Annotated in this window: 21 protein-coding genes; 13 read left to right on the plus strand and 8 right to left on the minus strand. The window is 73.8% G+C overall.

Translation table 11 applies throughout. From position 1 onward, the window contains the following. On the plus strand, window positions 1-1,209 hold the full coding sequence (locus tag ACZ7PG_RS32730; RefSeq protein WP_470242997.1) for a cytochrome P450 family protein: 1,209 nt from the start codon (window positions 1-3) through the stop codon (window positions 1,207-1,209). A 191-nt stretch (window positions 1,210-1,400) separates the two neighbouring features. Here ACZ7PG_RS32730 and ACZ7PG_RS32735 read toward each other — a convergent pair whose 3' ends face one another. Both ACZ7PG_RS32735 and ACZ7PG_RS32740 read right to left on the minus strand, forming a co-directional pair. Then, window positions 1,401-2,858: a serine hydrolase gene (locus ACZ7PG_RS32735; protein ID WP_470242998.1), complete on the minus strand. Its 1,458-nt coding sequence runs from the start codon at window positions 2,856-2,858 to the stop codon at window positions 1,401-1,403. A gap of 30 nt (window positions 2,859-2,888) precedes the next feature. Continuing rightward, the gene (locus ACZ7PG_RS32740; protein WP_470242999.1) at window positions 2,889-3,584 is read right to left on the minus strand and encodes a glycosyltransferase family protein; all 696 of its coding nucleotides are present in this window, start codon (window positions 3,582-3,584) and stop codon (window positions 2,889-2,891) included. A 150-nt stretch (window positions 3,585-3,734) separates the two neighbouring features. On the opposite strand from ACZ7PG_RS32740, the gene ACZ7PG_RS32745 reads away from it, so the two are divergent. The 3 genes from ACZ7PG_RS32745 to ACZ7PG_RS32755 all read left to right on the plus strand — a co-directional run bounded on the left by ACZ7PG_RS32745 (window position 3,735) and on the right by ACZ7PG_RS32755 (window position 6,604). Beyond that, window positions 3,735-4,925 carry a glycosyltransferase gene (locus ACZ7PG_RS32745; RefSeq protein ID WP_470243000.1) on the plus strand — a complete coding sequence of 397 codons (1,191 nt, stop codon included), beginning with the start codon at window positions 3,735-3,737 and terminating at the stop codon, window positions 4,923-4,925. 93 nt (window positions 4,926-5,018) lie between these two features. Continuing rightward, a complete protein-coding gene (locus ACZ7PG_RS32750) occupies window positions 5,019-5,390 on the plus strand; it encodes a YciI family protein (protein ID WP_470243001.1) in 372 nt (123 codons plus the stop codon). Then, window positions 5,390-6,604, plus strand: a complete 1,215-nt coding sequence (locus ACZ7PG_RS32755; protein WP_470243002.1) for an RNA polymerase sigma factor — start codon at window positions 5,390-5,392, stop codon at window positions 6,602-6,604. Before ACZ7PG_RS32750 ends, ACZ7PG_RS32755 begins: the two co-directional genes overlap by 1 nt. A gap of 543 nt (window positions 6,605-7,147) precedes the next feature. On the opposite strand, the gene ACZ7PG_RS32760 is transcribed toward ACZ7PG_RS32755, so the two are convergent. From ACZ7PG_RS32760 to ACZ7PG_RS32780, 5 genes are all read right to left on the minus strand, one after another. Continuing rightward, on the minus strand, window positions 7,148-8,155 hold the full coding sequence (locus ACZ7PG_RS32760) for an NAD-dependent epimerase/dehydratase family protein (protein WP_470243003.1): 1,008 nt from the start codon (window positions 8,153-8,155) through the stop codon (window positions 7,148-7,150). Window positions 8,156-8,174: 19 nt separating this feature from the next. Further along, complete coding sequence (locus ACZ7PG_RS32765) at window positions 8,175-8,624, minus strand: MerR family transcriptional regulator (protein ID WP_470243004.1); 450 nt, start codon at window positions 8,622-8,624, stop codon at window positions 8,175-8,177. Window positions 8,625-8,709: 85 nt separating this feature from the next. Beyond that, on the minus strand, window positions 8,710-9,108 hold the full coding sequence (locus ACZ7PG_RS32770) for a hypothetical protein (protein WP_470243005.1): 399 nt from the start codon (window positions 9,106-9,108) through the stop codon (window positions 8,710-8,712). Between the two features lie 118 nt (window positions 9,109-9,226). After that, a complete protein-coding gene (locus tag ACZ7PG_RS32775; RefSeq protein WP_470243006.1) occupies window positions 9,227-10,222 on the minus strand; it encodes an ArsR/SmtB family transcription factor in 996 nt (331 codons plus the stop codon). 168 nt (window positions 10,223-10,390) lie between these two features. Next, entirely contained in the window at window positions 10,391-11,416 is a 1,026-nt protein-coding gene (locus tag ACZ7PG_RS32780) for a hypothetical protein (RefSeq protein ID WP_470243007.1), read from the minus strand. Between ACZ7PG_RS32780 and ACZ7PG_RS32785 the strand changes: the two genes are divergently transcribed. The 9 genes from ACZ7PG_RS32785 (at window position 11,415) to ACZ7PG_RS32825 (ending at window position 21,004) form a co-directional block, all read left to right on the plus strand. Further along, window positions 11,415-12,050, plus strand: a complete 636-nt coding sequence (locus ACZ7PG_RS32785) for an LLM class flavin-dependent oxidoreductase (protein ID WP_470243008.1) — start codon at window positions 11,415-11,417, stop codon at window positions 12,048-12,050. The two genes, ACZ7PG_RS32780 and ACZ7PG_RS32785, sit on opposite strands and share 2 nt — an antisense overlap. Before the next feature lie 22 nt (window positions 12,051-12,072). Continuing rightward, the gene (locus ACZ7PG_RS32790) at window positions 12,073-13,080 is read left to right on the plus strand and encodes a chemotaxis protein CheB (RefSeq protein WP_470243009.1); all 1,008 of its coding nucleotides are present in this window, start codon (window positions 12,073-12,075) and stop codon (window positions 13,078-13,080) included. A gap of 50 nt (window positions 13,081-13,130) precedes the next feature. Then, complete coding sequence (locus ACZ7PG_RS32795) at window positions 13,131-13,841, plus strand: ATP-binding protein (protein WP_470243010.1); 711 nt, start codon at window positions 13,131-13,133, stop codon at window positions 13,839-13,841. Between the two features lie 10 nt (window positions 13,842-13,851). Beyond that, entirely contained in the window at window positions 13,852-15,711 is a 1,860-nt protein-coding gene (locus tag ACZ7PG_RS32800) for a CheR family methyltransferase (RefSeq protein ID WP_470243011.1), read from the plus strand. A gap of 65 nt (window positions 15,712-15,776) precedes the next feature. Beyond that, the gene (locus ACZ7PG_RS32805) at window positions 15,777-16,529 is read left to right on the plus strand and encodes an ATP-binding protein (RefSeq protein ID WP_470243012.1); all 753 of its coding nucleotides are present in this window, start codon (window positions 15,777-15,779) and stop codon (window positions 16,527-16,529) included. A gap of 49 nt (window positions 16,530-16,578) precedes the next feature. Further along, entirely contained in the window at window positions 16,579-16,950 is a 372-nt protein-coding gene (locus tag ACZ7PG_RS32810; protein WP_470243013.1) for an STAS domain-containing protein, read from the plus strand. A gap of 80 nt (window positions 16,951-17,030) precedes the next feature. After that, entirely contained in the window at window positions 17,031-17,870 is an 840-nt protein-coding gene (locus ACZ7PG_RS32815) for an ABC transporter ATP-binding protein (protein ID WP_470243014.1), read from the plus strand. 36 nt (window positions 17,871-17,906) lie between these two features. Continuing rightward, complete coding sequence (locus tag ACZ7PG_RS32820; RefSeq protein WP_470243015.1) at window positions 17,907-18,884, plus strand: ABC transporter substrate-binding protein; 978 nt, start codon at window positions 17,907-17,909, stop codon at window positions 18,882-18,884. Window positions 18,885-18,886: 2 nt separating this feature from the next. Continuing rightward, the gene (locus tag ACZ7PG_RS32825; protein WP_470243016.1) at window positions 18,887-21,004 is read left to right on the plus strand and encodes an iron ABC transporter permease; all 2,118 of its coding nucleotides are present in this window, start codon (window positions 18,887-18,889) and stop codon (window positions 21,002-21,004) included. On the opposite strand, the gene ACZ7PG_RS32830 is transcribed toward ACZ7PG_RS32825, so the two are convergent. After that, window positions 20,964-21,737: a maleylpyruvate isomerase family mycothiol-dependent enzyme gene (locus ACZ7PG_RS32830; RefSeq protein ID WP_470243017.1), complete on the minus strand. Its 774-nt coding sequence runs from the start codon at window positions 21,735-21,737 to the stop codon at window positions 20,964-20,966. The two genes, ACZ7PG_RS32825 and ACZ7PG_RS32830, sit on opposite strands and share 41 nt — an antisense overlap. Window positions 21,738-21,758 lie beyond the last annotated feature (21 nt).

Genomic DNA, 21,758 nt, shown 5'->3' on the forward strand with positions numbered 1-21,758 from the left:
ATGTCGTCCGAACCTGTGGTGGACGTCCGCGATCCGGCCGTCCTCGACGACCCCATGCGCGGCTACGACCGCGTCCTCGCCGAGGCACCGGTCTGCCGGGCCCGGCTGGCCGGCGGCGAAGTGGGCTGGCTGGTCACCGGGAGCGACGCGGCCCGCGCGGTGCTCTCCGACCCGGCCGTGCGCAACGACCCGACCGGCCTGCCGGGGCAGGGCGCGCAGACGCAGGAGGAAGCGTTCCTCGCGCTGGGCACACCGCCCGAGCACCTGCCGTACCTGCGGGCGAGCCTGCTGAGCCTCGACGGCGCCGAGCACACCCGGCTGCGCCGCAGCATCAGCCACGCCTTCAGCGCGTCCCGGGTCGCGGCATTGCGCCCGCGGGTGCAGGAGATCGTCGACGGGCTGCTCGACGGCCTGGGCGAGACGGCGAACCTCATCGACGAGTACGCCTATCCCCTGGCCATGGCGGTGGTCTGCGAGCTGGTCGGGGTGCCCGAAGCGGACTGGGCGGACTGGTGGCGCTGGGGCAAGGTGCTCGTCGAGGGCGACCCGGCGCGGATCACGCCGACGCTGGGCGAGATGTTCGCCTACTGCCACGCGCTGGTCGACCGGCGCCGGGCCGAGCCGCGCGACGACCTGCTCAGCGAGGTCGTCGCGCAGGACGACCTGACCGACGTCGACGCCGTGGCGCTCGTGGTGTTCCTGGTGCTCGCCGGGCACGAAACCATGGCGCACATGCTGTCCAACGCGGCCCTCGCGCTGATGCGCGACCCCGGGCAGCGGGAGCTGCTGCGCACAGAGCCGGAGCTGTGGCCGGCGGCGGTGCGCGAGCTGGTCCGCACGGACGGCCCGGTCCAGCTGGCCCGCCTGCGCTACGCGGCGACCGACCTCGAGGTGGGCGGCGTCCGGATCAGCGCGGGCGACGCGGTCCAGGTGGTGCTGGGCGCGGCCAACCGCGACCCGGCCCAGTTCGCCCACCCCCACGCGGCGGACGTCCGCTGGCAGGCCGCGAACGGCGGCCGCGAGGGCAGTGTGGGGTTCGGCTGGGGGCCGCACTTCTGCCTGGGTGTGGCGCTGGCGAAGGTGGAGGCCGAGGTCGCGCTGCGCAGCCTGTTCGACCGGTTCCCGGCGGTGCGGCCGGTGGGTGAGCCGGCGTGGGTGCCGTTGCCGCGTGGCCGCCACCGGGTCGCGCTGGAGGTGCGGTTGCGCTGAACGGGGCAAGCTGCGCTTGGCCGCAGCCCGATGTGGCCTTCGGTGCGTGGGACGCGACCCGCATCGGGGCGCCGGCGGCGGGCCGCCTGCGCTGAGCGGGCGAGCCGCGCTTGGCCGCGCCCCAAGGCCACATTGGGCGCCGGCGGCCGGCCGACAAACCCGACCGGGCCACAGCGGAGCAGCGCTCGCTGTCAGGCGCGGGCGTAGAAGCCGACCGGCATCGTCACGTCCGCGCTCGATGCTCCGCACTCCAGCATCCACAGCGCCGCCGCCGGGCCGAGCTCGCGGCCCAGTACCCCCAGCGCCTCCGGGTCCGGGGCCACCGCCCGTGCCTGCTCCACTCCTCGCGCGAACGCGTCCGGGTCCCAGCCGTCCGAGTCGCCGTCGCCGAGGGAACGGGCGCCCGCGGTCAGCTTCGCCGTCGGCAAGGGCTCGGGTACGGCGAGCAGGCCGTGGGTGCGTTCGCCGACCAGGACTCCCATCCAGCGTGAGCTTTCCGGGGTGGGCCGGGGTCCCGTCCAGCGGGGGCGCCCGTCCATGTCGGGGAGCTTCGCCGGGGCGCCGGACGCCGCCCAGCGGCCCGCCCACTCGACCGCCAGGCCCGGGGCGCTGCGGGTGGCCGGGTTGTGGAAGCGGGCCATGTCCCAGCGGTTGCCCACCGCCACCGCCGCCAGGTCGCGGTGCGGCCAGACCCGCGCCTCCCACCAGAACCCCCACGGGAACGCCGCGGTGTGCCCCCACCACCAGTCGTCGCCCAGGTCCGGGTCGGCGAGTTCCAGCGTCAGTCCGGAAAACGAGCGGACGCCGTGCGGGCTCGGGCGGGGCGCGCGCGGGGTCACCATCGCCGCGAGCGAGTCCGGGCCGACCAGACCGCGGTCGCCCCCACTGGTGCGCAGCAACGACTGCAGCAGCCGCGCGAAGTCCGCGGCGCTCGTGTACATCCCGACTCCCGGGTACGCCGACGTGCGCAGCGGCGGGCTCGGCAGGCACCAGTCGCCGAACGCCAGGTACCCGGTGGCGCCGCCGGGACTCCGCGTGCCGTCGTCGATGCTCGTGGCCCGCATCCCGGTCGGGGCGAACACGTCCCGCTCGACCCGGGCACCGTACGGTTCGCCCGTCAGGTGCTCGACGACGCCGCCCAGCACCCCGACGCCGAAGCTCGAGTAGGAGTAGGACCCCGGCGTGGTCACCAGCGGCAGCACCCCGCCGTACTCCACGGCGCGCCCGATCTCGTGCCGGCGCCGGACGTAGCCGAGGATCGGCTCGGCCGGCGCGGTGCGCGCCGTCGCGGTGACGATGTCGCTGTAGTAGCCGCCCTGGTGGGCGGCAAGCATCGCGGTGGTGACGGGCGCCGCGCCGGAACCGCGCAGTCCCGCGGGCAGCACCTCGTCGACCGGCGTGTCGAGACCGACCATGCCCGCCTCCGCCAGCTGCATGAAAGCCAGCCCCGTCACGGGTTTGGTGAGCGAGCCGGCCGGCGCCGGGGTGTCGGCGGTCATCGGCGTGCTCGCGGCCAGGTCGGCGAACCCGGTCGCGGCCGTGCGCAGCTCGTCGCTCGTCGCCACCGCGACGGCGACCCCGGGGGTGCCGGTGACCGCGGCCAGCCGGGGCAGGACGGTACCGAGCGCCGTCATCACGTCGTCGAGCATGCTTCTCCTCGTGAAGTCCACTGTGGACGTTCAGCCGTCGGTGGTGTTGTAGTTGACGATCCGCTCCACCATGAGGGCGACCGCGCCGGCCAGCGGGCTGTCCGCGTCCCTCCGCGCCACGTCCGGCAGCCGGTGGGCCTCGTTCTCGGCGACCGCCACGATGCCCCAGAGCGCGTTGAAGCCCGCGGGGTCCGCCGGCTTCTCCGCGGCCGCTTCGACGGTCACGACGCCGTCCCCGCCGGCCACCGCCAGCGCGCCCATTTGCCGCAGGGTGCCGGGATCCCGCTCTTCGGCGGCGACCACGCTCCACCCCGCCACGCCGGTCTGCCGCAGGGCGGCGAGCAGGCTGCCGACCTCGCTGACAACGATGTCAGGTAGCACCAGGGCCACCGGTCCCCGCGTCATCGGCAAGGCCGAGCGGATCGCCCCGTCGAGTCCCGGCTCGGCCACGTCGTCCTGGTAGACGAAGACCATCTGAAAGGTCCCGGCGTAGCGCGCCAGGTACTTCACCGTGTCCAGCTTGTGCGGCCCGAACACGACGACCACGCGCACGGTGAGCCCGCTCTTCACCAGCTCGACGACGGCCTCCAGGCTGCGGTCCAGGATGGTGACCCCGGGCGCCAGGCAATGCAGCTCCTTCGCGTACGGCGCTCCGAAGCGCGTTCCCAGTCCGGCGCACGGCAGGATGATCGAAACGTCGGGGATGGGTCCGGACGAAACAGGCATCGAATGGCCCTCAAGTTCTGTTGACGGTCAGGAGCCCTTACGCGCCACAGTAGTCACCGAAGGCGGCTTCGCGCGAGAGCGAGTCGATCACCGGGCCGGCCGGTAAACTTCCCGCGGGCACGACCGAATCGGCGGCGAAGAGGGGCGCGAATGCGAGTGCTGCTGTCCACGTACGGGACGCGCGGCGACGTCGAACCGCTGGTGGCACTCGCGGTGCGGCTGCGGGAACTCGGTGCGGAGGTACGGATGTGCACCCCGCCGGACGAAGAGTTCGCGAACCGGCTCGGCGGCCTCGCCATCGAGTTGGTGCCGGTCGGCCCGCCGGTCCGGGCGTTGATGCGCGCGACAGCTCCCCCGTCGGCGGCGGAGCTGTCCCGCTACCGGACCGAACTGGTCAACACGCAGTTCGACGTCTTCCCCGCCGCGGCCGACGGCTGCGACGCGCTGGTGGCCGCCGGTCTGGCCCAAGTCGCCGCGCGGTCGGTGGCCGAAGCCGCGGGCATCCGGTACGTCTACGCGACCTACGCGGCGGTCAACCTGCCGTCCCCGCACCACGCGCCGCCACCGCGGCCGGGCTGGCCGGAGCCGGAGGGGGCCAACGCGACGCGGTGGGACGAGGACGCCCAGCGGGTGAACGCGCAGTTCCGCGCGCCGCTCAACGGCCACCGGGCCGCGCTCGGCCTGCCTCCGGTGGACAACGTCCGCGACCACGTCTACTCGGACCGGCCGTGGCTGGCGGCCGACCCGGTCCTGGGACCGTGGCCCGAGGCGCCGGGCCGGGAAGTGGTCCAGACCGGCGCGTGGAGCCTGGCGGACGAGCGTCCGCTGCCGCCCGAGCTGGTGGAGTTCCTGGACGCCGGCGCACCGCCGGTCTACGTGGGGTTCGGCAGCATCAGCCCGTCGCCGGACATCGCCCGTTGGGCCGTCGAGGTGGCCCGGGCCCGCGGGTACCGGGTCCTCGTCTCCCGTGGCTGGGCGGACCTCGACGTGGCGGACTGCTTCGCCATCGGCGACGTCAACCACCAGCGCCTGTTCGGCGAGCTGGCCGCGGTGGTCCACCACGGCGGCGCGGGCACGACGCAGACGGCCGCCCGGGCGGGTGTCCCGCAGGTCGTGGTCCCCATCCCGCTGGCGGACAACCCGTACTGGGCCGGGCAGGTGGCCGCCCGCGGGGCCGGCGCGGCCCTCGACGGCCCGACGGCGACCCTCGAGTCCCTGACCACCGCGTTCGACACGGCGCTGGCCCCCGAGACCCGGGCGCGGGCCGCGGCGCTGGGCCGCGAGATGCGCACCGACGGGGCGACGGTGGCGGCGCGCCGGCTGCTCGACGAGCTCGGGTGAAAATACTTCCGGGGTCGTGTTGATCCGCGCGTCGCCCGTTCGACATAAGGGGGCGAAGGCCGAGAGGCGGCCCCGCCGGACGAGGAGACGACGATGGCGAAGTACATGCTGATCATGCGGGGCACCGACGAGTCGAACGCGGCCATGATGGCCGACATCGACGCGTCGATGGCCGCCACCCGCGAGTACATCGAAGACATGCTCAAGGCGGGCGTCCTCCTCGCCGCCGAAGGGCTGGACGACCCGAAGCGCGGCGTCGTCGTCGACTTCGGCGCCGAGGTCCCGGTGGTCACCGACGGGCCGTACGGGGAGACCAAGGAGCTGTTCGGGGGCTACTTCCTGCTCGACGTCGCCTCGAAGGAGGAAGCGGTCGAGTGGGCCAGGCGGATGCCGGCGGCCCGCGGGTCCAAGATCGAGGTCCGCCGGGTGGCCGGGGACGACGAGGTCCCCGAGGCCGGGAACTGATGGACACGGCCGAGGTCGAGGCCGTCTGGCGGATCGAGTCGGCGCGGATCATCGCCGCGCTGACCCGGTTCACCGGCGACTTCGGGCTGGCCGAGGACGCGGCCCAGGAGGCGGTGGCCGAGGCGCTGGTGTCGTGGCCGCTCGACCCGCCGGCCAACCCGGCCGGCTGGCTGCGGGCCACGGCCCGGCGGCGGGCCATCGACGCGATCCGCCGCCGGACCGCGCTCCAGGACCGCTACGCCCTGCTGGCGGCCGCCCCGGAGACCGAGGGGGACGTCGATCCCGACCGGATCGAGGACGACGTCCTGGCGCTGATGTTCGTCAGCTGCCACCCGGTGCTCTCCCCTGAGGCCCGGGTGGCGCTGACCCTGCGCGTGGTCGGCGGGCTGTCCAGCGAGGAGATCGCCCGCGCGTTCCTGGTGCCGGTGCCGACCGTGCAGGCCCGCATCACCCGGGGCAAGAAGACGATCGCGGCGGCCGGGGTGCCCTTCGAGCTGCCGGCGGCCGGCGAGCGCCGGCAGCGGCTGGGCGGGGTGCTCAGCGTTATCTACGTGATCTTCACGGAGGGGTCGACGGCGACGTCGGGCGAGCGGCTGCTGCGCCCCGACGTCGCGTACGAGGCGATCCGGCTGGCCCGCACACTGGCCGCGCTGCTGCCGGCCGAGCCGGAGGTGCACGGCCTGCTCGCGCTGTGCGAGCTGACGGCGGCGCGGTTCCCGGCCCGCACCGGCCCGGACGGCGAGCCGGTCCTGCTCGAGGACCAGGACCGCCGCCGCCGGGACGTCTCGGCGATCCGCCGCGGGCTGGCGGCACTGGCCAAGGCATCGGCGCGCGGTCTCGGCCCCTACGGCCTGCAGGCGGCGATCGCGGCCACCCACGCGGCGGCGGCCTCGGTCGAGGAGACGGACTGGGACCGGATCGTGCTGCTGTACGAAGCGCTGGGCCGGGTCGCGCCGTCGCCGGTGGTCGAGCTCAACCGGGCCGTCGCGGTGGCGATGGCCTCGGGGCCGGCGCCGGCCTTGGCCATGGTGGACGAGCTGGTCGCGGCGGACCGGCTGCCCGGTTCCCACCTGGTCCCGACGGTGCGAGGCGAGCTGCTGACCCGCCTCGGCCGGCATCCGGAGGCGCGCGCCGAGCTGGAGCTGGCGGCCCGGCTGTGCACGAACGAGAGGGAACGCTCGGTGCTGCTGCGCAAGGCGGCCGGCCTGGCCTGACCGTCCGAAGTGGACTGTGGGCTGCGACTGGCCGATTGGGTGGCATCGCGGCCGTGGGCCGACGGCGGGTTCGGACGCCGGCTCATGCGTGCCGGGCCGCACGCAGACCGGCCGCGCGGCGCCGGCCGATCCAGGCGGCCAGGCGGTGTCGGGGATGCGTGGAGAGCCGCACACAGCCCTGCCTGCGCGGGGCCGACCGATCCCGGCTGCGGCCGGTGTCGGGAATGCGCGGCGAGCCGCACCCAGCCCCAACGGCGCCGGGCCGACCGATCCCGGCGGCGGGCGATGCCGGCCCATGCGCGGCGAGCCGCACGCAGCCCCAACGCCGCGGCACTAGTCAATCCGGGCGGCCAGCAGGCTGCGGGCCGTGCCGGCTCACGCGTGGCGGACCGCACGCGCGGCCCTAACCGACCCGAGCGGCCAGGAGACTGCGGGCCGTGCCAGCTCACGCGTGGCGGACCGCACGCGCGGCCCTAACCGACCCGAGCGGCCAGCAGGCTGCGGGCCGTGCCAGCTCACGCGTGGCGGACCGCACGCGCGGCCCTAACCGACCCGGGCGGCCAGCAGGCTGCGAGCGGTGTCGGCCACCGTCTCCTCGATCGGGCGGGTCCGCCAGCCCAGCACGTCCCTCGCCTTATCCGTGCGGATGACCGGCACCCGCCCAAGACGGCCGGCCGCCTCGCGCATCGCCGGGTCGGTCTCGGCTGCGGTGCGCACCTGCTCCGCCGTCAGCTCGGCCGTCGGGAGGCCGTCGCCCCCGACGGTCGCCGCCAGGATGCGAGCCAGTTCCAGGAAGCTGATCGACCTCCCCGCCGCCGCCAGGAAGCGCTCTCCCGCTGCCCGTGGGTGGGTCATCGCCCGGACGTGCAGGTCCGCGACGTCCCGGACGTCGGCCACTCCGAACGACAGCGGTGGCACCACCGGCATCGCCCCGTCGAGCATCGCCCGCACCAGCGCGACCGACGACGACAGCCGCCCGCCGAGGACCGGGCCGAAGATCCCCGCCGGGTTGATCACCGTCAGCTCCGGGCCGCCCGCTGCCCGCACCTGCTCCCACGCGGCCCGTTCGGCGATGACCTTCGACCGGATGTACGCGCTGTTGGGGTCGGCGGGATCGGTCCAGTCGGCCTCGGTGTACTCCTCGCGCGGCGTCGCGCTGTAGCCGACCGCGGCGAACGACGACGTCAGCACCACCCGCCGGACGCCGGCTTCCCGGGCCGCCGCCAGGACCCGGACGGCGCCGTCACGGGCCGGGCGGATCACCTCCTCGGGCGAGACGGACGAGACGGGCGACGCGGGTGGGAACGGGGACGCGACGTGGAGCACGAAGTCCACGCCCTCGGCCGCCTCGGCCCAGCCGGCGTCGGCGCCGAGGTCCGCGGCCACCACCTCCAGGTCCGGCGCACCGGCGATGGCCCGGACCTCGGCCGCCCGGCCCAGGTCGCGCACGGTCGTGCGGACGCGGTGGCCGCCCGCCAGCAACCGCGCGATGGTGTGGCCGCCGAGGTGCCCGGTCCCGCCGGTGACCAGGACGAGGGTGTCGTTCGTCATTCGAGTCCTTTGTGGAGTGTCAGAATCGGTCGATCAGCGCCAGGAGCCGCGGGACGAGCCGCTGCGCCGCGGCGGTGTCGCCCCGGTCGCGGGCGTCCCAGAGCCGTGCCTTCAGGCGCAGGTAGTCCAGCCGCAGCCGCAACCGCTCGATCTCGGCTTCCAGCCGGTCGGCGTGGTGGTCGAACAGCTCGCGCTGCTCGGCCGCGGCCGCGTCCCCGCGGGCCAGCAGGTCGAGGTAGCGCCGCAGGTCCTCGACCCGCAGCCCGGCCGAGCGCAGGCACCCGAGCGAGTCGACGACGTCCATGGTCGCGGCGTCGTACCGGCGGTGCCCGCTGCTCGGGTCGCGCGGCACCGGGCCGACCAGCCCGATCTGCTCGTAGTAGCGCAACGTCGGCTCACTCAGCCCGCTGCGCCGCGACGCCTCGAGGATCGTCAGCCACACCTGCTCGCCCGCAACTCCCGCCGCCATGGGAACAGCATGCAGAACTTCAAGCACTTGAAGTCAAGAGGGCCGCGCGGCACCGGCCGCGCGGCCCCTCGAACGACCGACGCGCTCAGCAGAAGACGTAGTGGATGCTGACCGACGACGACGTAGTCCCCGACGGCGCGTACAGCGTGAACGACCGGGAAGCGCCCTTCGGGCCGATCGCGGCGCTGTCGCTGACCCCGCCGTTGCTCCAGTGCGAGCGGACGTACGGGCACCGGCCGTCGGCCTTGTCGTCGGTCACCGTCCCGCTCACGGTCGTGTAGTTGGTGCACCACGTCCCCGACGCGTGACCTTCGGTGCTCTTGAGCGTCCAGTTCTCACAGGGAAGCGCCGCCGGGCGCCCGTTCAGCGACGGCGTCGCGACGTCCCCCGCGTTCGCGGCCCCCGCCACCGGAGCGCCCAGCACCAGCAGCCCCGACGCGCCGATCGCCGCCGCGCCGACAGCCCCCCACTTCAGCAACCTCATCTCACCCTCCACTCGGATCGTCTTTCCGGACCAGGAGATCCGGGAAAGACTCTGGCACCGGGCCCCCCGGCGAACGGCCTCCTTCGACCTCGCTCGAAAGACTCCCCGGACAGAACAGCTAGGCGTCCCCGGAGGCGAGCACCGCCAGCCCGAGCGAGGTGATGCGGTGGGTCGCGAGGTTCTCGTGCCGGTCGGTCGTGATGAGGCCCGCGTCGCGCAGGACGCTCGTGTGGTGGCTGACCGTCGCCGGGGCGACGCCCGCCTGCCGCGCCAGGCGGGTGGTGGTGCCGCCGGTGACGGCCGAGCGCAGGATCGTGGCGCGGGTGGGACCCAGCAACGCGCTCACGCGGTCGCCGGCACCGTGGTCGCCGGCGAGCAGGCGGGCTCCGGCTTCGATCGGGAACACCAGGATCGGACGCAGCCGCGGGTCGGCCAGCGCCACCGGGTGGTACACGCCGAAGTAGCTGGGGACGAGCAGCAGGCCGCGGCCTTCGAGCCGCAGGTCGCGATCGACCGGGTAGTCGACGGCGAGCACCGGCGGCCGCCAGCGCACGGCCGGGCCGAGCCAGCGCAGCAGGCCTTCGGGACCGTTGCGCAGGTACCGCTGGATGCCACCGGCGCACGCGATGCGCACCCCGTCGCCGAGCACGGGGAGGTCCGGTGCGAGCAGGGCCTCGAAGTAGACGTGCAACGCCCGGCGCAGGTGCCGCACCGCGGGCGTCTTCCCGCGGGCGAGCTCCTCCAGCCACCTCGCGGCGGGCGCCGTGGCCGGCCGGACCCGCGCGAGCTCCTCGCGCCTCCGCCGCGGCGAAGCCGACAGCACCGCCTCGACGCCTTCGCCGATGCCGCGTACTTCTTCGGTGGGCGTGAGGAAATCCGGGAAGTAGGCCGCGTGCGGCGCGACCGTCGTCACCGTGTGCACGGCGAGCCGGACCGCCCGCGCCTCGTGCATGCGGCGACGCACGCGGCAGCGCCAGTGGTTCAGCGGCAAACCGCCGTCGCCGTGCTGCAGGACCTGGGCGCTGCCGACGACCTCCCACAGGAGATCGATCTCCGGTTTCAGCCGCGTCCGCGCGAGATCGGCATCGGTGAAGTGGATCCGCAACTGTGGCACGTCGTCCCCCCGGACCCTCGGTGACCACGAAGCACCTGTGTCTCCAGGTGTTCGTGGCGCGGCGCCCGAGTACCCGCGTCAGCCGATCGGACCAGGCCCGGCCGGGCCGGGACCGCGCCGGTGGCGGATCGCTCCATCCGGCGGGGCGATCGCAGCCGCCAGCCTCGCCTAACCCAGCGGCAGGGAGGAGCTTCCGCGGGGGCCGGTCACGGTGACGCGGACGGCGAAGGGGTCGGCGACGACCTGCCAGGTCTGCGGCGTGCCGACGTCCAGGGTGCGCGTGGCCTCCCCGACCAGGTCCGGGATGCGGTCGAAGGGCAGCGTGCGCAGGTCGAACCGCGGGACGTCCGCGGCGGTCGGCGCGAACACCACCGACAGCCGCCGTTCCTCGACGACCGCGGTGAGCACCGGCGAGACGTCCGTGGTGCGCGCCAGGGCGTCGACGACCCGGCGCAGCTCCCCCGCGTCCAGCAGGGTCCGGTCCGGTCCCACGGTGACCGTGGCGGAGTCCGAGGAGGACGTGACCGACGTGGACGACGACTCGGCCGGCCGCTCGGCGGTCTCCGGGCCGAACAGCTCGGCCCGGAACAGGAACGGGATTGCGGCCGCGGCGAGCAGCAACCCCACCAAGGTGACCGCGCCGAACGCACAGCCCTCCGGCGGCGCGTTCACCACGGCGGACTCGGGCGCGGACGCGACGGCGGCGGTCGCCAGCCGTCGTTCCCACTCCGGCGCCGGGCGCGTCACGATCCGGGCCCGCCACGGCCGGTCCGGCGGGTATTCGACGACGAGGAGGTCGCCCCGGCGCCACCCGGGGAGGTCGACCAAGTTGACGGAGTGGGTCACCTCGACCCGGAACGACGGCGCGCCGTCCGGGGCGACCGTGAGGACGAAGTCGACCGGGACGTCGCCCGTTTCGGTGCCGCCGGCGCGCATGCTCTCGACCTTCGCGAGCGCCACCCTGGGCACGATCGCGGCCTCGCGGGCCCGCCGCGGGATGCCGGCGACGAAGCGCAGCACGCCGTACACGAGCGGAAGTCCCAGCGCGGCCAGGATCAGGGGCACCCGCTCGACGATGATGCCGACGACGAAGGCGCTCGGCGTCGCCCCGACGACGCCGCCGGTCAGGAACCCGCGGGCGAGCGCGACCGGGCCGCGGTGGGACGGCGCGGCGATGTCCGGCACAGGGGGCATGGCGGTACTCCGGCTTCTCGAGGAGCTCCGGCGGCTCGTCCGCGGAACAGCCTCAGGCTGCACCGGACCGGGCGCTACCGAACCCACGTTTCGCGCACCCGGGAAGTGGGAGTCGATCGTCGCGGAAGACGGTCCGCGGCGCACGGCCGGCGAGTCGATCGAGGCGCCGGCCGAGGCCGTCCGCCTCATCCGTGCACTGTGGACGTCCGAAGAGGACGTGGACTTCGCCGGCGAGCACTACCGGCTGGCCGGCGCCAAGCCGGGACCGGCACCGCCGCACGAGATGGGCATCTGGTTCGGCGCCTACCGGCCGCGGCTGCTGCGCCTGACCGGCGCCCTCGCCGACGGCTGGATCCCGGGCTCGCCGTTCTTCCCGCCGGAGGCCCGCCCGGCCGCCAACCAGGTCATCGACGAAGCCGCGGAGGCCGCCGGCCGATCGCCCTCGAGCATACGCCGCGGCTACGGCATCGGAGGCGAGTTCGGCACCGGCACCGGCTTCCTCGCGGGGGAACATCGGCCCGAGAACGCCGGGCTCGTGGCGGGAGATTCCGGTGCGGGCCGGGCCGGCGGCGGGTCCCCGTGTTTCGCTTCGTGTCGGCGGTGTTACCTGCAGGCGCGGATGCGACTACCGTGACGGGGGTGAGGAGGTGACCGCCATGGCCTTCGAACGCGATGTCGTGGTGATCGGCGCATCCGCGGGTGGTGTCGAGGCGCTGCGCCAGACCGTGCGGTCGCTGTCCGCCGACTTCCCCGCCGCTGTCCTGGTGGTCATGCACCTCGCTCGCGGCGCACCGACGGCGCTGCCGCAGATCCTGTCGCGCGCCGGGCCGTTGCGGGCGGTCCCGGCGACCCACGCCGCGCCGCTCGCCAAGGGCGTGATCCACGTGGCACCGCCCGATCACCACCTGCTCATCGACGACGGCGCGCTCATGCTCAGCCACGGCCCGACCGAGAACGGGCACCGTCCCGCGATCAACGCCACCTTCCGGTCCGCGGCGGTCGCGGCCGGACCACGGGCGATCGGCGTCATCCTTTCGGGGGCTCTCCACGACGGTGCCGCCGGTCTGGCCGCGGTCGTGGAACGCGGTGGCCTCGCGATGGTGCAGGACCCGGCGGACGCCCTTTACCCGGGGATGCCGGAAAGCGCCCTCGCCCACGTGAGCACGGACCACGTCTACCCCGCCGACGTGCTCGGCAAGGTGCTCGACCGGGTGGTCCGCACGGCGGCGAGCGCCCGGCCGGTCGACCCGCCCACACCGGTTCTGCTGCTGGAGGACCGGATCGCGCGGGACGGCGTCCGGCGGGGCGCGGTCGCCGAGGAGCCCACCGGCGCGTCCGGGTACAGCTGCCCGGACTGCCAGGGCTCCCTGCTCGAGATCGGGCGGCAGCCCGGCCAGTACCGCTGCCGGATCGGCCACGCCTGGTCGGCTGAGGCCCTGCTGACCGCGCGCGACATCGAACTGGAACGAGCGCTGTGGACGGCGTTGCGCTCACTGGACGAAAAAGCTGCCCTCGCCCAGCGCATGCAACAGGACGCGGCCGGCCGCGGGCACTCCGGCCTCACCGGCCGCTACGGCAGCACCGCCGAGGAATGCGCGACCGCCGCGGAAACGCTGCGCCGGTTCCTCGTGTCCCTCTCCCCGGAGACCGAGGCGAACCCGTGATACCCGAAGACGGCCTGCTGCTGGTACCGAGGTACCGGGCGGAGTCGACCGTGGCGACCTTGACCGGCACCTTGACGCTGGCCGCCTACCCCGAACTGCGCGACGGCGTGCTCAAGGTGGCCGCGGAAGCGCCGGAGAGCGTCATCGCCGACATCCAGGGCCTCGAGGTCGACGACGACACCCTGCTGACGGTGTTCTCGGTGATCGCGATGCGAATGGGCGTGTGGCCGGGGATCCCGTTCGCGGTGGTGACCGACCGCCCGGACCACCTCGCCCGGCTGGCGGCGCGGACGGTGGACCGGTTCGTGGCGGTCCACGCCGACGTCGCCGCGGCGGAACAGGCGCGCGACCGGCCGCCCCGGCGGCGGGCGATCCAGCTGCTGGCCGCGTCGCCGCGCGCGTCCGCCATGGGCCGGGCGTTCGTCGAACGGGTCTGCGCGCAGTGGGGCGTGCCGGAACACACCGAGGACGCGCTCGTGATCGCGACCGAGCTGGTCGAGAACGCGATCGTGCACACGACGTCGCACCCGCGACTCCGGCTGGAGCTGCGGAGGGGCGTCTTCACCGTCGCGGTCGCCGACGACGATCCCCGGGCCGCCGTGCTGCTCGAGCTGCCCGCGCGGAAGGACCACGGGCTCGGGCTCCGGCTGGTCGCCCAGACCTCCCGGATCTGGGGGTGCAGCCGGTCCTGGAGCGGGGGCAAGGTCGTGTGGGCCGTGCTCGCCCGGCGCGGCCGATCCCACCGCGACCTCGGCGGGTAGCGTGCGGAGCGTGACGGAGCCCCAGCCGGAAGACGACGGTGAGTTCGAGTCGGTCCTCGCCTACCTCAAGGAGTCGCGAGGCTTCGACTTCACCGGCTACAAGCGCAGCAGCCTGCGCCGGCGGGTCCAGCGCCGGATGGCCCAGGCCGGGGCCGAGAACTACGCCGAGTACATCGACCAGCTCCAGGTCAACGCCGACGAGTTCGTCTCCCTGTTCAACACCATCCTGATCAACGTCACCGGGTTCTTCCGCGACCCGGAGGCCTGGGAGTACCTGCGCGACCAGGCCATCCCGGCGCTGCTGGCCGAGCGCAGCCCGGAGGAGCCGATCCGCGTGTGGAGCGCCGGCTGCGCCGCCGGTCAGGAGGCCTACAGCCTCGCCATCGCGTTCGCCGACGCGATCGGGGTCGAAGCGTTCCGACAGCGCGTCAAGATCTACGCCACCGACGTCGACGAAGAAGCCCTCGCGCAGGCCCGGCACGCGGCCTACACCCCGACCGAGGTCGAAGGGCTGCCCGAGGACAAGCTGGAGCGGTACTTCGAACTGCAGGGCAGCCGGTACAGCTTCCGCAAGGACCTGCGCCGGTCGGTGATCTTCGGCCGCAACGACCTGGTCCAGGACGCCCCGATCTCGCGGATCGACCTGCTCGTGTGCCGCAACACGCTGATGTACTTCAACGCCGAGACGCAGACCAAGATCCTCGAGCGGTTCCACTTCGCGCTGGCGCCCCGGGGGCTGATGTTCCTGGGCAAAGCCGAGATGCTGCTCAGCCACACCCGCATCTTCGAGCCGCTCGACCTCAAGCGGCGCGTCTTCCGCAAGGTCGCCGGCAGCCCGGCCGGCTACAGCCATTTCGTCTCCCCCGGCCCGCCCGGACGGAAGTCGATCGACATGTCGGGGCTGGACGAGCTGCGGGAACACGCCTTTTCCGCGAGCCCGGTGGCTCAGCTGGTGGTGACCGCCGACGAGGTGGTCGCCCTGATCAACCGGCAGGCGGAGCTCTCGTTCGGGCTCAACGACCGCGACATCGGGCGCAAGCTGTGGGACCTCGACGTGTCCTACCGGCCGGTCGGCCTGCGCCCGTACGTCGAGCAAGCCCGGCTGGAACGACGGTCGCTGCGCGTGAAGGACGTCGAGTGGCGGCGCGCGGGCGACACGGTCTGGTACGAGGTGCACGTGAACCCGCTGGTGGGCCGCGACAAGAGCCTGCTCGGCGTGTCGGTGGTGTTCCACGACGTCAGCTGGGCGCGGCTGCTGCTGCTCGAACTGGAGCACACCAACCGCCGGCTCGAATCCGCCTACGAGGAGCTCCAGTCGACCAACGAGGAGCTCGAGACCACGAACGAGGAGCTCCAGTCCACAGTGGAGGAACTGGAGACGACCAACGAGGAGCTCCAGTCCACCAACGAAGAGCTCGAGACCATGAACGAGGAGCTGCAGTCGACCAATGACGAGCTGCAGACCATCAACGACGCCCTCCGCGACCGCAGTGTCGAGCTGGACGAGCTGAACGACTTCCTGGAGTCCGTGCTGACTTCCATCCAGGCCGGGATCGTCGTGGTCGACACCGAAATGCGGATCAAGGCCTGGAACCGCGGCGCCGAAGACCTCTGGGGACTGCGCCGGGAGGAGGCCGAGGGCGCGCACCTGCTCAACCTCGACATCGGGCTGCCCCTGACCGAGCTCCGGCCGGCCGTTCGCGACGCGCTGGCCGACGCCGGCTTCCAGACCGAGCTGACGCTGAACGCGATCAACCGCCGGGGCCGGCCGGCGATCGTCAGGTTGCTGTGCAGCGCATTGCGTTCGTCCGGCAGCCAAAGCCAGGGCGCCCTGCTGCTCATGGAAGAAACTCAGCCGCTGTCCCCGTGACCCGGCGGGGAGTAGCTTGAGGTGGTGGACCCCCGACATCGATCCAGCGCGGTCAGCAAGGGACCGTGACCGGACGCCGTGACCGAGGTGTCACGCTGGAGCTCTCGGCCCGGCTCGCCAGCACCGTGGTCACCGTTACCGGGGAACTCGACCTCCCCGGCTATGGCTTCCTGCGCGACGGCCTGCTGAAGGTCGCCGCCGACGGCCCACCCGGGCTGATCGCCGACGTCGACGGGCTGCTCATCGACGAGCTGTCCCCGACCGCCGTGTTCCCCCTGATCGCACGCCGGATCGGCAACTGGCCCGGCATCCCGTTCTCCCTGATCACCCGGCAGCCGACCCACCTGGATGCCTTCCACCGCTACGGCATCGACCGGTTCGTCGCCGTGCACACCGACGTCGAAGCAGCCGAACGGGAGCAGACGGTCCCGATCCGCCGGTGGGCCCAACGGGTGTTCCCCCGCACGGACAGCGCGACGAAGCTCGCCCGCGCGTTCCTCCGGGAGCTCACGGCGGACTGGGCCGTACCCGAGCTGGTCTACGACGGCACCCTGATCGTCGGCGAGCTCGTCGCCAACGCGCTTCAGCACACCACGTCCTCGCCCGAGGTGCGGCTCGACCTCCGCCGGGGCCTGCTCACCATCTCGGTCGCCGACGACAGTCCCCGGCCCGCGACCCTCCTCGAGCGCACCGGCCTGCGCGATCCCGGACTCGGCCTGCGCATCGTCGCCCAGACCGCACAGGCCTGGGGCAGCAGCCGACGCTGGTCGGGCGGCAAGGTCGTCTGGGCGACCCTCACCTCCGGCCGCCACGCCTGAACAGGAGCATCAGGGTGCATCCGACGGCGCGGGCGGGCAAAATGGACGGGTGACTCGTCCCGATCCCGAGGGTCTCCCCGCCGACCCGCGAGACGACCTGGCGGTGTCGGTTCGCCGGCTCGGCGGGGTGCAGGTGGTGGCGGCCGAGGGGACGGTGGACCTGCACACCGTCGCACGGCTGGCCGATGCGGTCGCGGCCGCCTTGACGCGGCGGCCGGCCAAGCTGGTGATCGACCTGACCGAGGTGGGCTTCCTGGCCGCGGCCGGCTTGCACGTCCTGCTCGACGCCCGGCACGACGCCGGAGACGGCACGCAGGTGCGCGTGGTCGCGACCGGTGCCGCCCTGCGATCCATCAGCGTCGCCGCCGTGGACGAAGTACTGGCGGTCTACCCCACCCTCGCCGACGCGGTCCACCCCTGACCAGCGCATCCCCGGGATCCACCGGTGTGCCGGCCACCACAAATCTTGTAGTTAGGTGAGCCTGCCCTTATTGTCCTTCCGTGTCCTTCGTCCCCCAGCGCGCCGAGACCGGTGTGCACGCGCGTGAGATCGATGTCGCCTACGGCAGCGACGTCGTCGTGCGAGCCGCGTCCGTCTCCCTGCGCGCGGGCAGCGTGACCGCGCTGATCGGCCCGAACGGCAGTGGGAAGTCGACGCTGCTGCGCGCGCTCGCGCGGCTGCACCCGCCGGTCGCCGGCTCCGTCACCTTCGCCGACGGGGCGGACCTGCGCGCACTGTCCGGAAAGGACATCGCCAAGCGGATCACGTTGCTGTCGCAGCAGCGGACCGCGCCGGGCGGCGTGTGCGTCCGGGAGCTGGTCGAGTTCGGCCGGCACCCGCACCGGTCCCGCTGGGGCGGCCGCGACCCCGAAGGCCCCGCCGCCGTCGAGCGCGCGCTGGAGCTGACCGGCCTCGCCGCCCTCGCCGACCGGCCGGTGCAGGCCCTCTCCGGCGGGCAGGCGCAGCGAGTCTGGCTCGCCGCCTGCCTGGCCCAGGACACCGCGCTGCTGCTGCTCGACGAACCCACGACCTTCCTCGACCTGCGCTACCAGGTGGAGATCCTCGACGTCGTCCGCGACCTCGCCGACCGGCACGGCGTCGGGGTCGGCGTCGTGCTGCACGACCTCGACCAGGCCGCCGCGGTCGCCGACCGGGTGCTCCTGCTGGAGGACGGCCGGGTCACCGCCGAGGGCTCCCCCGCCGACGTGCTGACCCCGGCGAACCTCAGCCGGGCCTACGGCATCCGCGTGGACGTCGTGCACGACCGCGCCGACGGGCGGATCCACACCCGTGCGGTCGGCCGCTTCAACGACTCGGAAGCGCGCACCGCGTCGGTCTGACCGGTACGCCGTCATCGCCCAACCCCAGGAGAAAACATGCGGATCACCCGGCTGTTCCTCGGCCTGGCCACGGCCGCCACGTTCTTCGTGGCCGCCTGCGGCACCACCGAGGAGCCCGCGAGCGACGCGGCCGCCACGAGCGACGCCGGCCCGGTCACGGTCGTCGACTCGCGCGGCAAGGAGGTGAAGCTGCCCCACCCGGCCAAGCGCGTCGCCGCGACCGAGTGGAACGGCGTCGAGCACCTCGTCTCGCTCGGCGTCACGCCGGTCGGCGTGTCCGACATCAAGGGCTACGGCCAGTGGGTGAGCGCCGAGAAGCTCGACAGCACGCCGAAGGACATCGGCACCCGCGGCGAGCCGAGCCTCGACACGCTCGGCTCGCTGAGCCCGGACCTCGTGGTCGTCACCGACAGCGTCACCGAAGGCGCCCTCGAGCAGATCGAGGCGAAGGTGCCGGTGATCGTCCTCAAGGGCGGCACCGCCCAGGACCCGATCGCCGGGATGTACACCAACCTGGACACCATCGCGAAGGCCACCGGCACCGAAGCCGAGGCCGCGCAGCTGAAGTCCGGGTTCGAGCGGAAGCTCACCGCCGGCCGGGCCGAGGTCGAGAAGCTGGGCGCGCTGGGCCAGAAGGTCGCGTTCTCCGACGCCTACGTCACTTCCGGCTCGGTCAGCATCCGGCCCTACACCAAGGGCGCGCTGGTCTCCGCGGTGTTCGGCAAGCTCGGCCTCGAGACCGCGTGGCCGATGGACGGCGACCCCGTCTACGGGCTCGCGCAGGCCGACGTCGAGGGCCTGACCCAGCTGCCCGACGTCCGGTTCTGGTACATCGCCAACAACGCCGACGGCGACCCGTACCAGCAGGAGCTGGCCGGCAACGCGATCTGGAAGAACCTCCCGTTCGTCAAGAGCGGCAAGGTGCACCGCTTCCCGGACGCCCTGTGGATGTTCGGCGGGCCCAAGTCCATGGAGCAGTTCGTCGACGCGGCCGTCGGCGCGCTGAAGAACTAGCGGTGGTCACCCTGACCGAGCCGCCCGTGGCCACCGCACGGCGCCACGGGCGGCTCGCGCTGCTGGGCATCGGGCTCGCCGCCCTGCTCCTGCTGGGTTCGGCGGTGCACCTGACGCAGGGCACCGCGAACGTGCACGCCCTCGACGTGCTGCGGCTGGTGTTCGGCGGCGCGACCGGCGACACGACCGCCGTGGTCGTCGAGTCGCGGTTGCCGCGGCTGCTCGCGGCGCTGGTCGTCGGCGCCGCCCTCGGCGTGGCCGGCGCGGTGCTGCAGTCGGTGTCCCGCAACATCCTGGCGTCGCCGGACACCCTCGCCGTCAACGCCGGCGCGCACCTCGCGGTCGTCGCCGTCGCGGCGTTCGGCGTCTCGCTGCCGCTGCTCGGCGCGACCGGGGTCGCGTTCGCCGGCGGGCTGGGCGCGGCCGTGTTCGTGCTCGCGCTGTCCGGCACCGGCGGCACCGGGATCGTGCGGCTGGTGCTGGCCGGCACCGCGATCGCACTGGCCCTGATCTCGGTGACCCAGGTCCTGCTCCTGTTGTACGCCCAGGAAACCCGCGGCCTGTTCGCCTGGGGCGAGGGATCGCTGGAGCAGAACGGGCTCGGGGGCATCCGCACGCTCGGCCCGCTCGTCGGCCTGGCGGTGACCGCGCTGCTCGGGATGGCCCGGCGGCTCGACCTGGTCCACGTCGGCGACGACCACGCGCGGGCGCTGGGGGTCCACGTCGGACGCGTCCGCTTCGCCTCGATCGCGCTGGCCGTGCTGCTCGCCGCGGCGGCGGTGACCCTGGCCGGCCCCATCGGGTTCGTCGGCCTGGCCGCGCCGGCACTGGCCCGGCTGCTCGCGGTCGTGGTGCCGGGCCTGCACCGGCACGCCGCGCTGCTCCCGTTCTCCGCCGCGCTGGGCGCGGCGCTCCTGCTGGGCGCCGACGTCCTGCTCCGCACGATCATCAGCCCGCAACGGGCCCTGGAGGTGCCGACGGGAGTCGTCACGACGATCCTCGGCGCGCTCTTCCTCGTGGTGCTGGCCCGCACCGCCCGGATCACCGCCGCGACCGCCGAACCGCCCGCGGCCGGCGCGCGAGGCGGGCTGAGCGCGGTCCGGTACCGCGTGATCCTGGCCGTGCTGGCGCTCGCGACGGTCGGCGTCGCCGTCGGCGCGGTCCTGCTCGGGGACGCGAAACTGCTACTGGGCGATGTCGTCAACTGGGTGACCGGCCAGGCCGGCCCGATCGTCACCGGCGTGCTGGACACCCGCGTGCCCCGCGTGGTGGCCGCGCTGCTGGCGGGCGCGGCGCTGGCGCTGGGCGGCGCGCTCACCCAGGCGGTCGCGCGCAACCCGCTGGCCGAGCCGGGGATGATCGGGGTCGTCGGCGGAGCGGGCCTCGGCGCGGTCGCCGTGATCACCCTGGTCTCCGGGGTCGGGTTCTGGACCCTGGCCGGGTCCGCGGGCACCGGTGCCGCGCTGGCGATGGCGCTGGTCTTCGCCGTGGCGGCCCGCGGCGGCTTCACCAGCGAACGCCTGGTGCTGATCGGCTTGGGCGTGCACGCGGCGTCGCAGGCGCTGGTGACGCTGCTGATCACCCTGTCCGACCCGTGGAACGAGACCAAGGCGCTGACCTGGCTGGGCGGCTCGACCTACGGCCGGACCTTCACCCACCTCGTGCCGATGGCGCTCGTGCTGCTGCTGGTCGCCCCGGTGCTGGTCCGCATGCGGAACGAGCTCGATCTGCTGTCCCTGGACGACGAAACGCCACGGGTACTGGGGGTCCCCGTGGCGCGGTCACGCTTGCTGCTGCTCTCGTGCGCCGTGCTGCTGACCGGTGCGGCGGTCGCGGGCATCGGCGTGCTCACGTTCGTCGGGCTGGTCGCCCCGCACGCGGCCCGCGCGGTCGTGGGCAGCAGGCACGCCCGCCTGCTGCCCACCGCGGCCCTGCTCGGCGCGATCCTGGTCTGCGCCGCCGACACCGCCGGACGCGCGGTCATCGCCCCCGGCCAGCTGCCGGCCGGGTTGATGACCGCGATCATCGGGGCGCCGTACTTCGTGTGGCTCCTCTACCGGCACCGCACGGGGCGGCCGGTCAGAAGCCGGGGAACACGCGGCGCAGCTCGTCGAGCGTGACGTTGCCCTCGACGGTGACACCCTTGTCGTACGGCGCCTTGAGCCGGCCGCTGACCAGCCGGACGAACGCTTCCGCCGGCCCGTCGAACGTCGCGGACGGCCCTTCGAGGTGGTCCACCACGGTGACCCCGTCGTCGATCACCAAGCCGCCGCCGGGGACCGCGAGGGACACCGGGTTCGCGAGCTCGGCCGGCTTCGCGAGGAAGCTCAGCATGAACCCCACCGGCCCGGACAGCAGCTCGAGGAGCACGTCGGCCGAGCCGGCGTCCACCCCGGCTTCGGGGTCGAAGGCCACGCGCACGTCCCACGAGTGGTTGGCCACCTCGGACAGCCGCATGCCCACGGCGGTCGACAGCGGCACCGGCTCCGGCAGGAAGCCGAGGTCGACGGTCAGCGACGAGCGCTGCTCCGGCGTGAGCGCCTCGACCGTCTCCAGCCAGCGGCCGTTGTGCTCCAGGAAGCCCTCGGCCTGCGCCCGCGGCGCGGACGAGTCCCAGCGGGCCCAGATCGTCGGGTTGTCTTCGGCCGCCACGGTCTCGCCGGCGGCCCGCGCGATGGGCGCGCGGCCGATCTCCGCACCGCTGCCGAGGTGCGACAACGCCTGCGCGACAGTCCATTCCGAGGCGCCGCTGGTGGTGGCCAGCTGATCGTCGGTGAGGGTGCGGACGAGGTCGGCGAGCGTGTCGTGCTCGGAGCGGAGGGCGGCGATCGTGCGGTCCACGAGTTGACTCATGCCACGCTCAACTCCCCGGTG

This window comes from Amycolatopsis sp. NPDC114504 (genome assembly GCF_055633595.1).

Coding starts and splice junctions, on each gene's coding strand:
- ACZ7PG_RS32730 (WP_470242997.1), top strand. CDS start 1: ATGTCGTCCGAACCTGTGGTGGACGTCCGCGATCCGGCCGTCCTCGAC.
- ACZ7PG_RS32735 (WP_470242998.1), bottom strand. CDS start 2,858: ATGCTCGACGACGTGATGACGGCGCTCGGTACCGTCCTGCCCCGGCTG.
- ACZ7PG_RS32740 (WP_470242999.1), bottom strand. CDS start 3,584: ATGCCTGTTTCGTCCGGACCCATCCCCGACGTTTCGATCATCCTGCCG.
- ACZ7PG_RS32745 (WP_470243000.1), top strand. CDS start 3,735: ATGCGAGTGCTGCTGTCCACGTACGGGACGCGCGGCGACGTCGAACCG.
- ACZ7PG_RS32750 (WP_470243001.1), top strand. CDS start 5,019: ATGGCGAAGTACATGCTGATCATGCGGGGCACCGACGAGTCGAACGCG.
- ACZ7PG_RS32755 (WP_470243002.1), top strand. CDS start 5,390: ATGGACACGGCCGAGGTCGAGGCCGTCTGGCGGATCGAGTCGGCGCGG.
- ACZ7PG_RS32760 (WP_470243003.1), bottom strand. CDS start 8,155: ATGACGAACGACACCCTCGTCCTGGTCACCGGCGGGACCGGGCACCTC.
- ACZ7PG_RS32765 (WP_470243004.1), bottom strand. CDS start 8,624: ATGGCGGCGGGAGTTGCGGGCGAGCAGGTGTGGCTGACGATCCTCGAG.
- ACZ7PG_RS32770 (WP_470243005.1), bottom strand. CDS start 9,108: ATGAGGTTGCTGAAGTGGGGGGCTGTCGGCGCGGCGGCGATCGGCGCG.
- ACZ7PG_RS32785 (WP_470243008.1), top strand. CDS start 11,415: ATGGCGGTACTCCGGCTTCTCGAGGAGCTCCGGCGGCTCGTCCGCGGA.
- ACZ7PG_RS32780 (WP_470243007.1), bottom strand. CDS start 11,416: ATGCCCCCTGTGCCGGACATCGCCGCGCCGTCCCACCGCGGCCCGGTC.
- ACZ7PG_RS32790 (WP_470243009.1), top strand. CDS start 12,073: ATGGCCTTCGAACGCGATGTCGTGGTGATCGGCGCATCCGCGGGTGGT.
- ACZ7PG_RS32820 (WP_470243015.1), top strand. CDS start 17,907: ATGCGGATCACCCGGCTGTTCCTCGGCCTGGCCACGGCCGCCACGTTC.
- ACZ7PG_RS32830 (WP_470243017.1), bottom strand. CDS start 21,737: ATGAGTCAACTCGTGGACCGCACGATCGCCGCCCTCCGCTCCGAGCAC.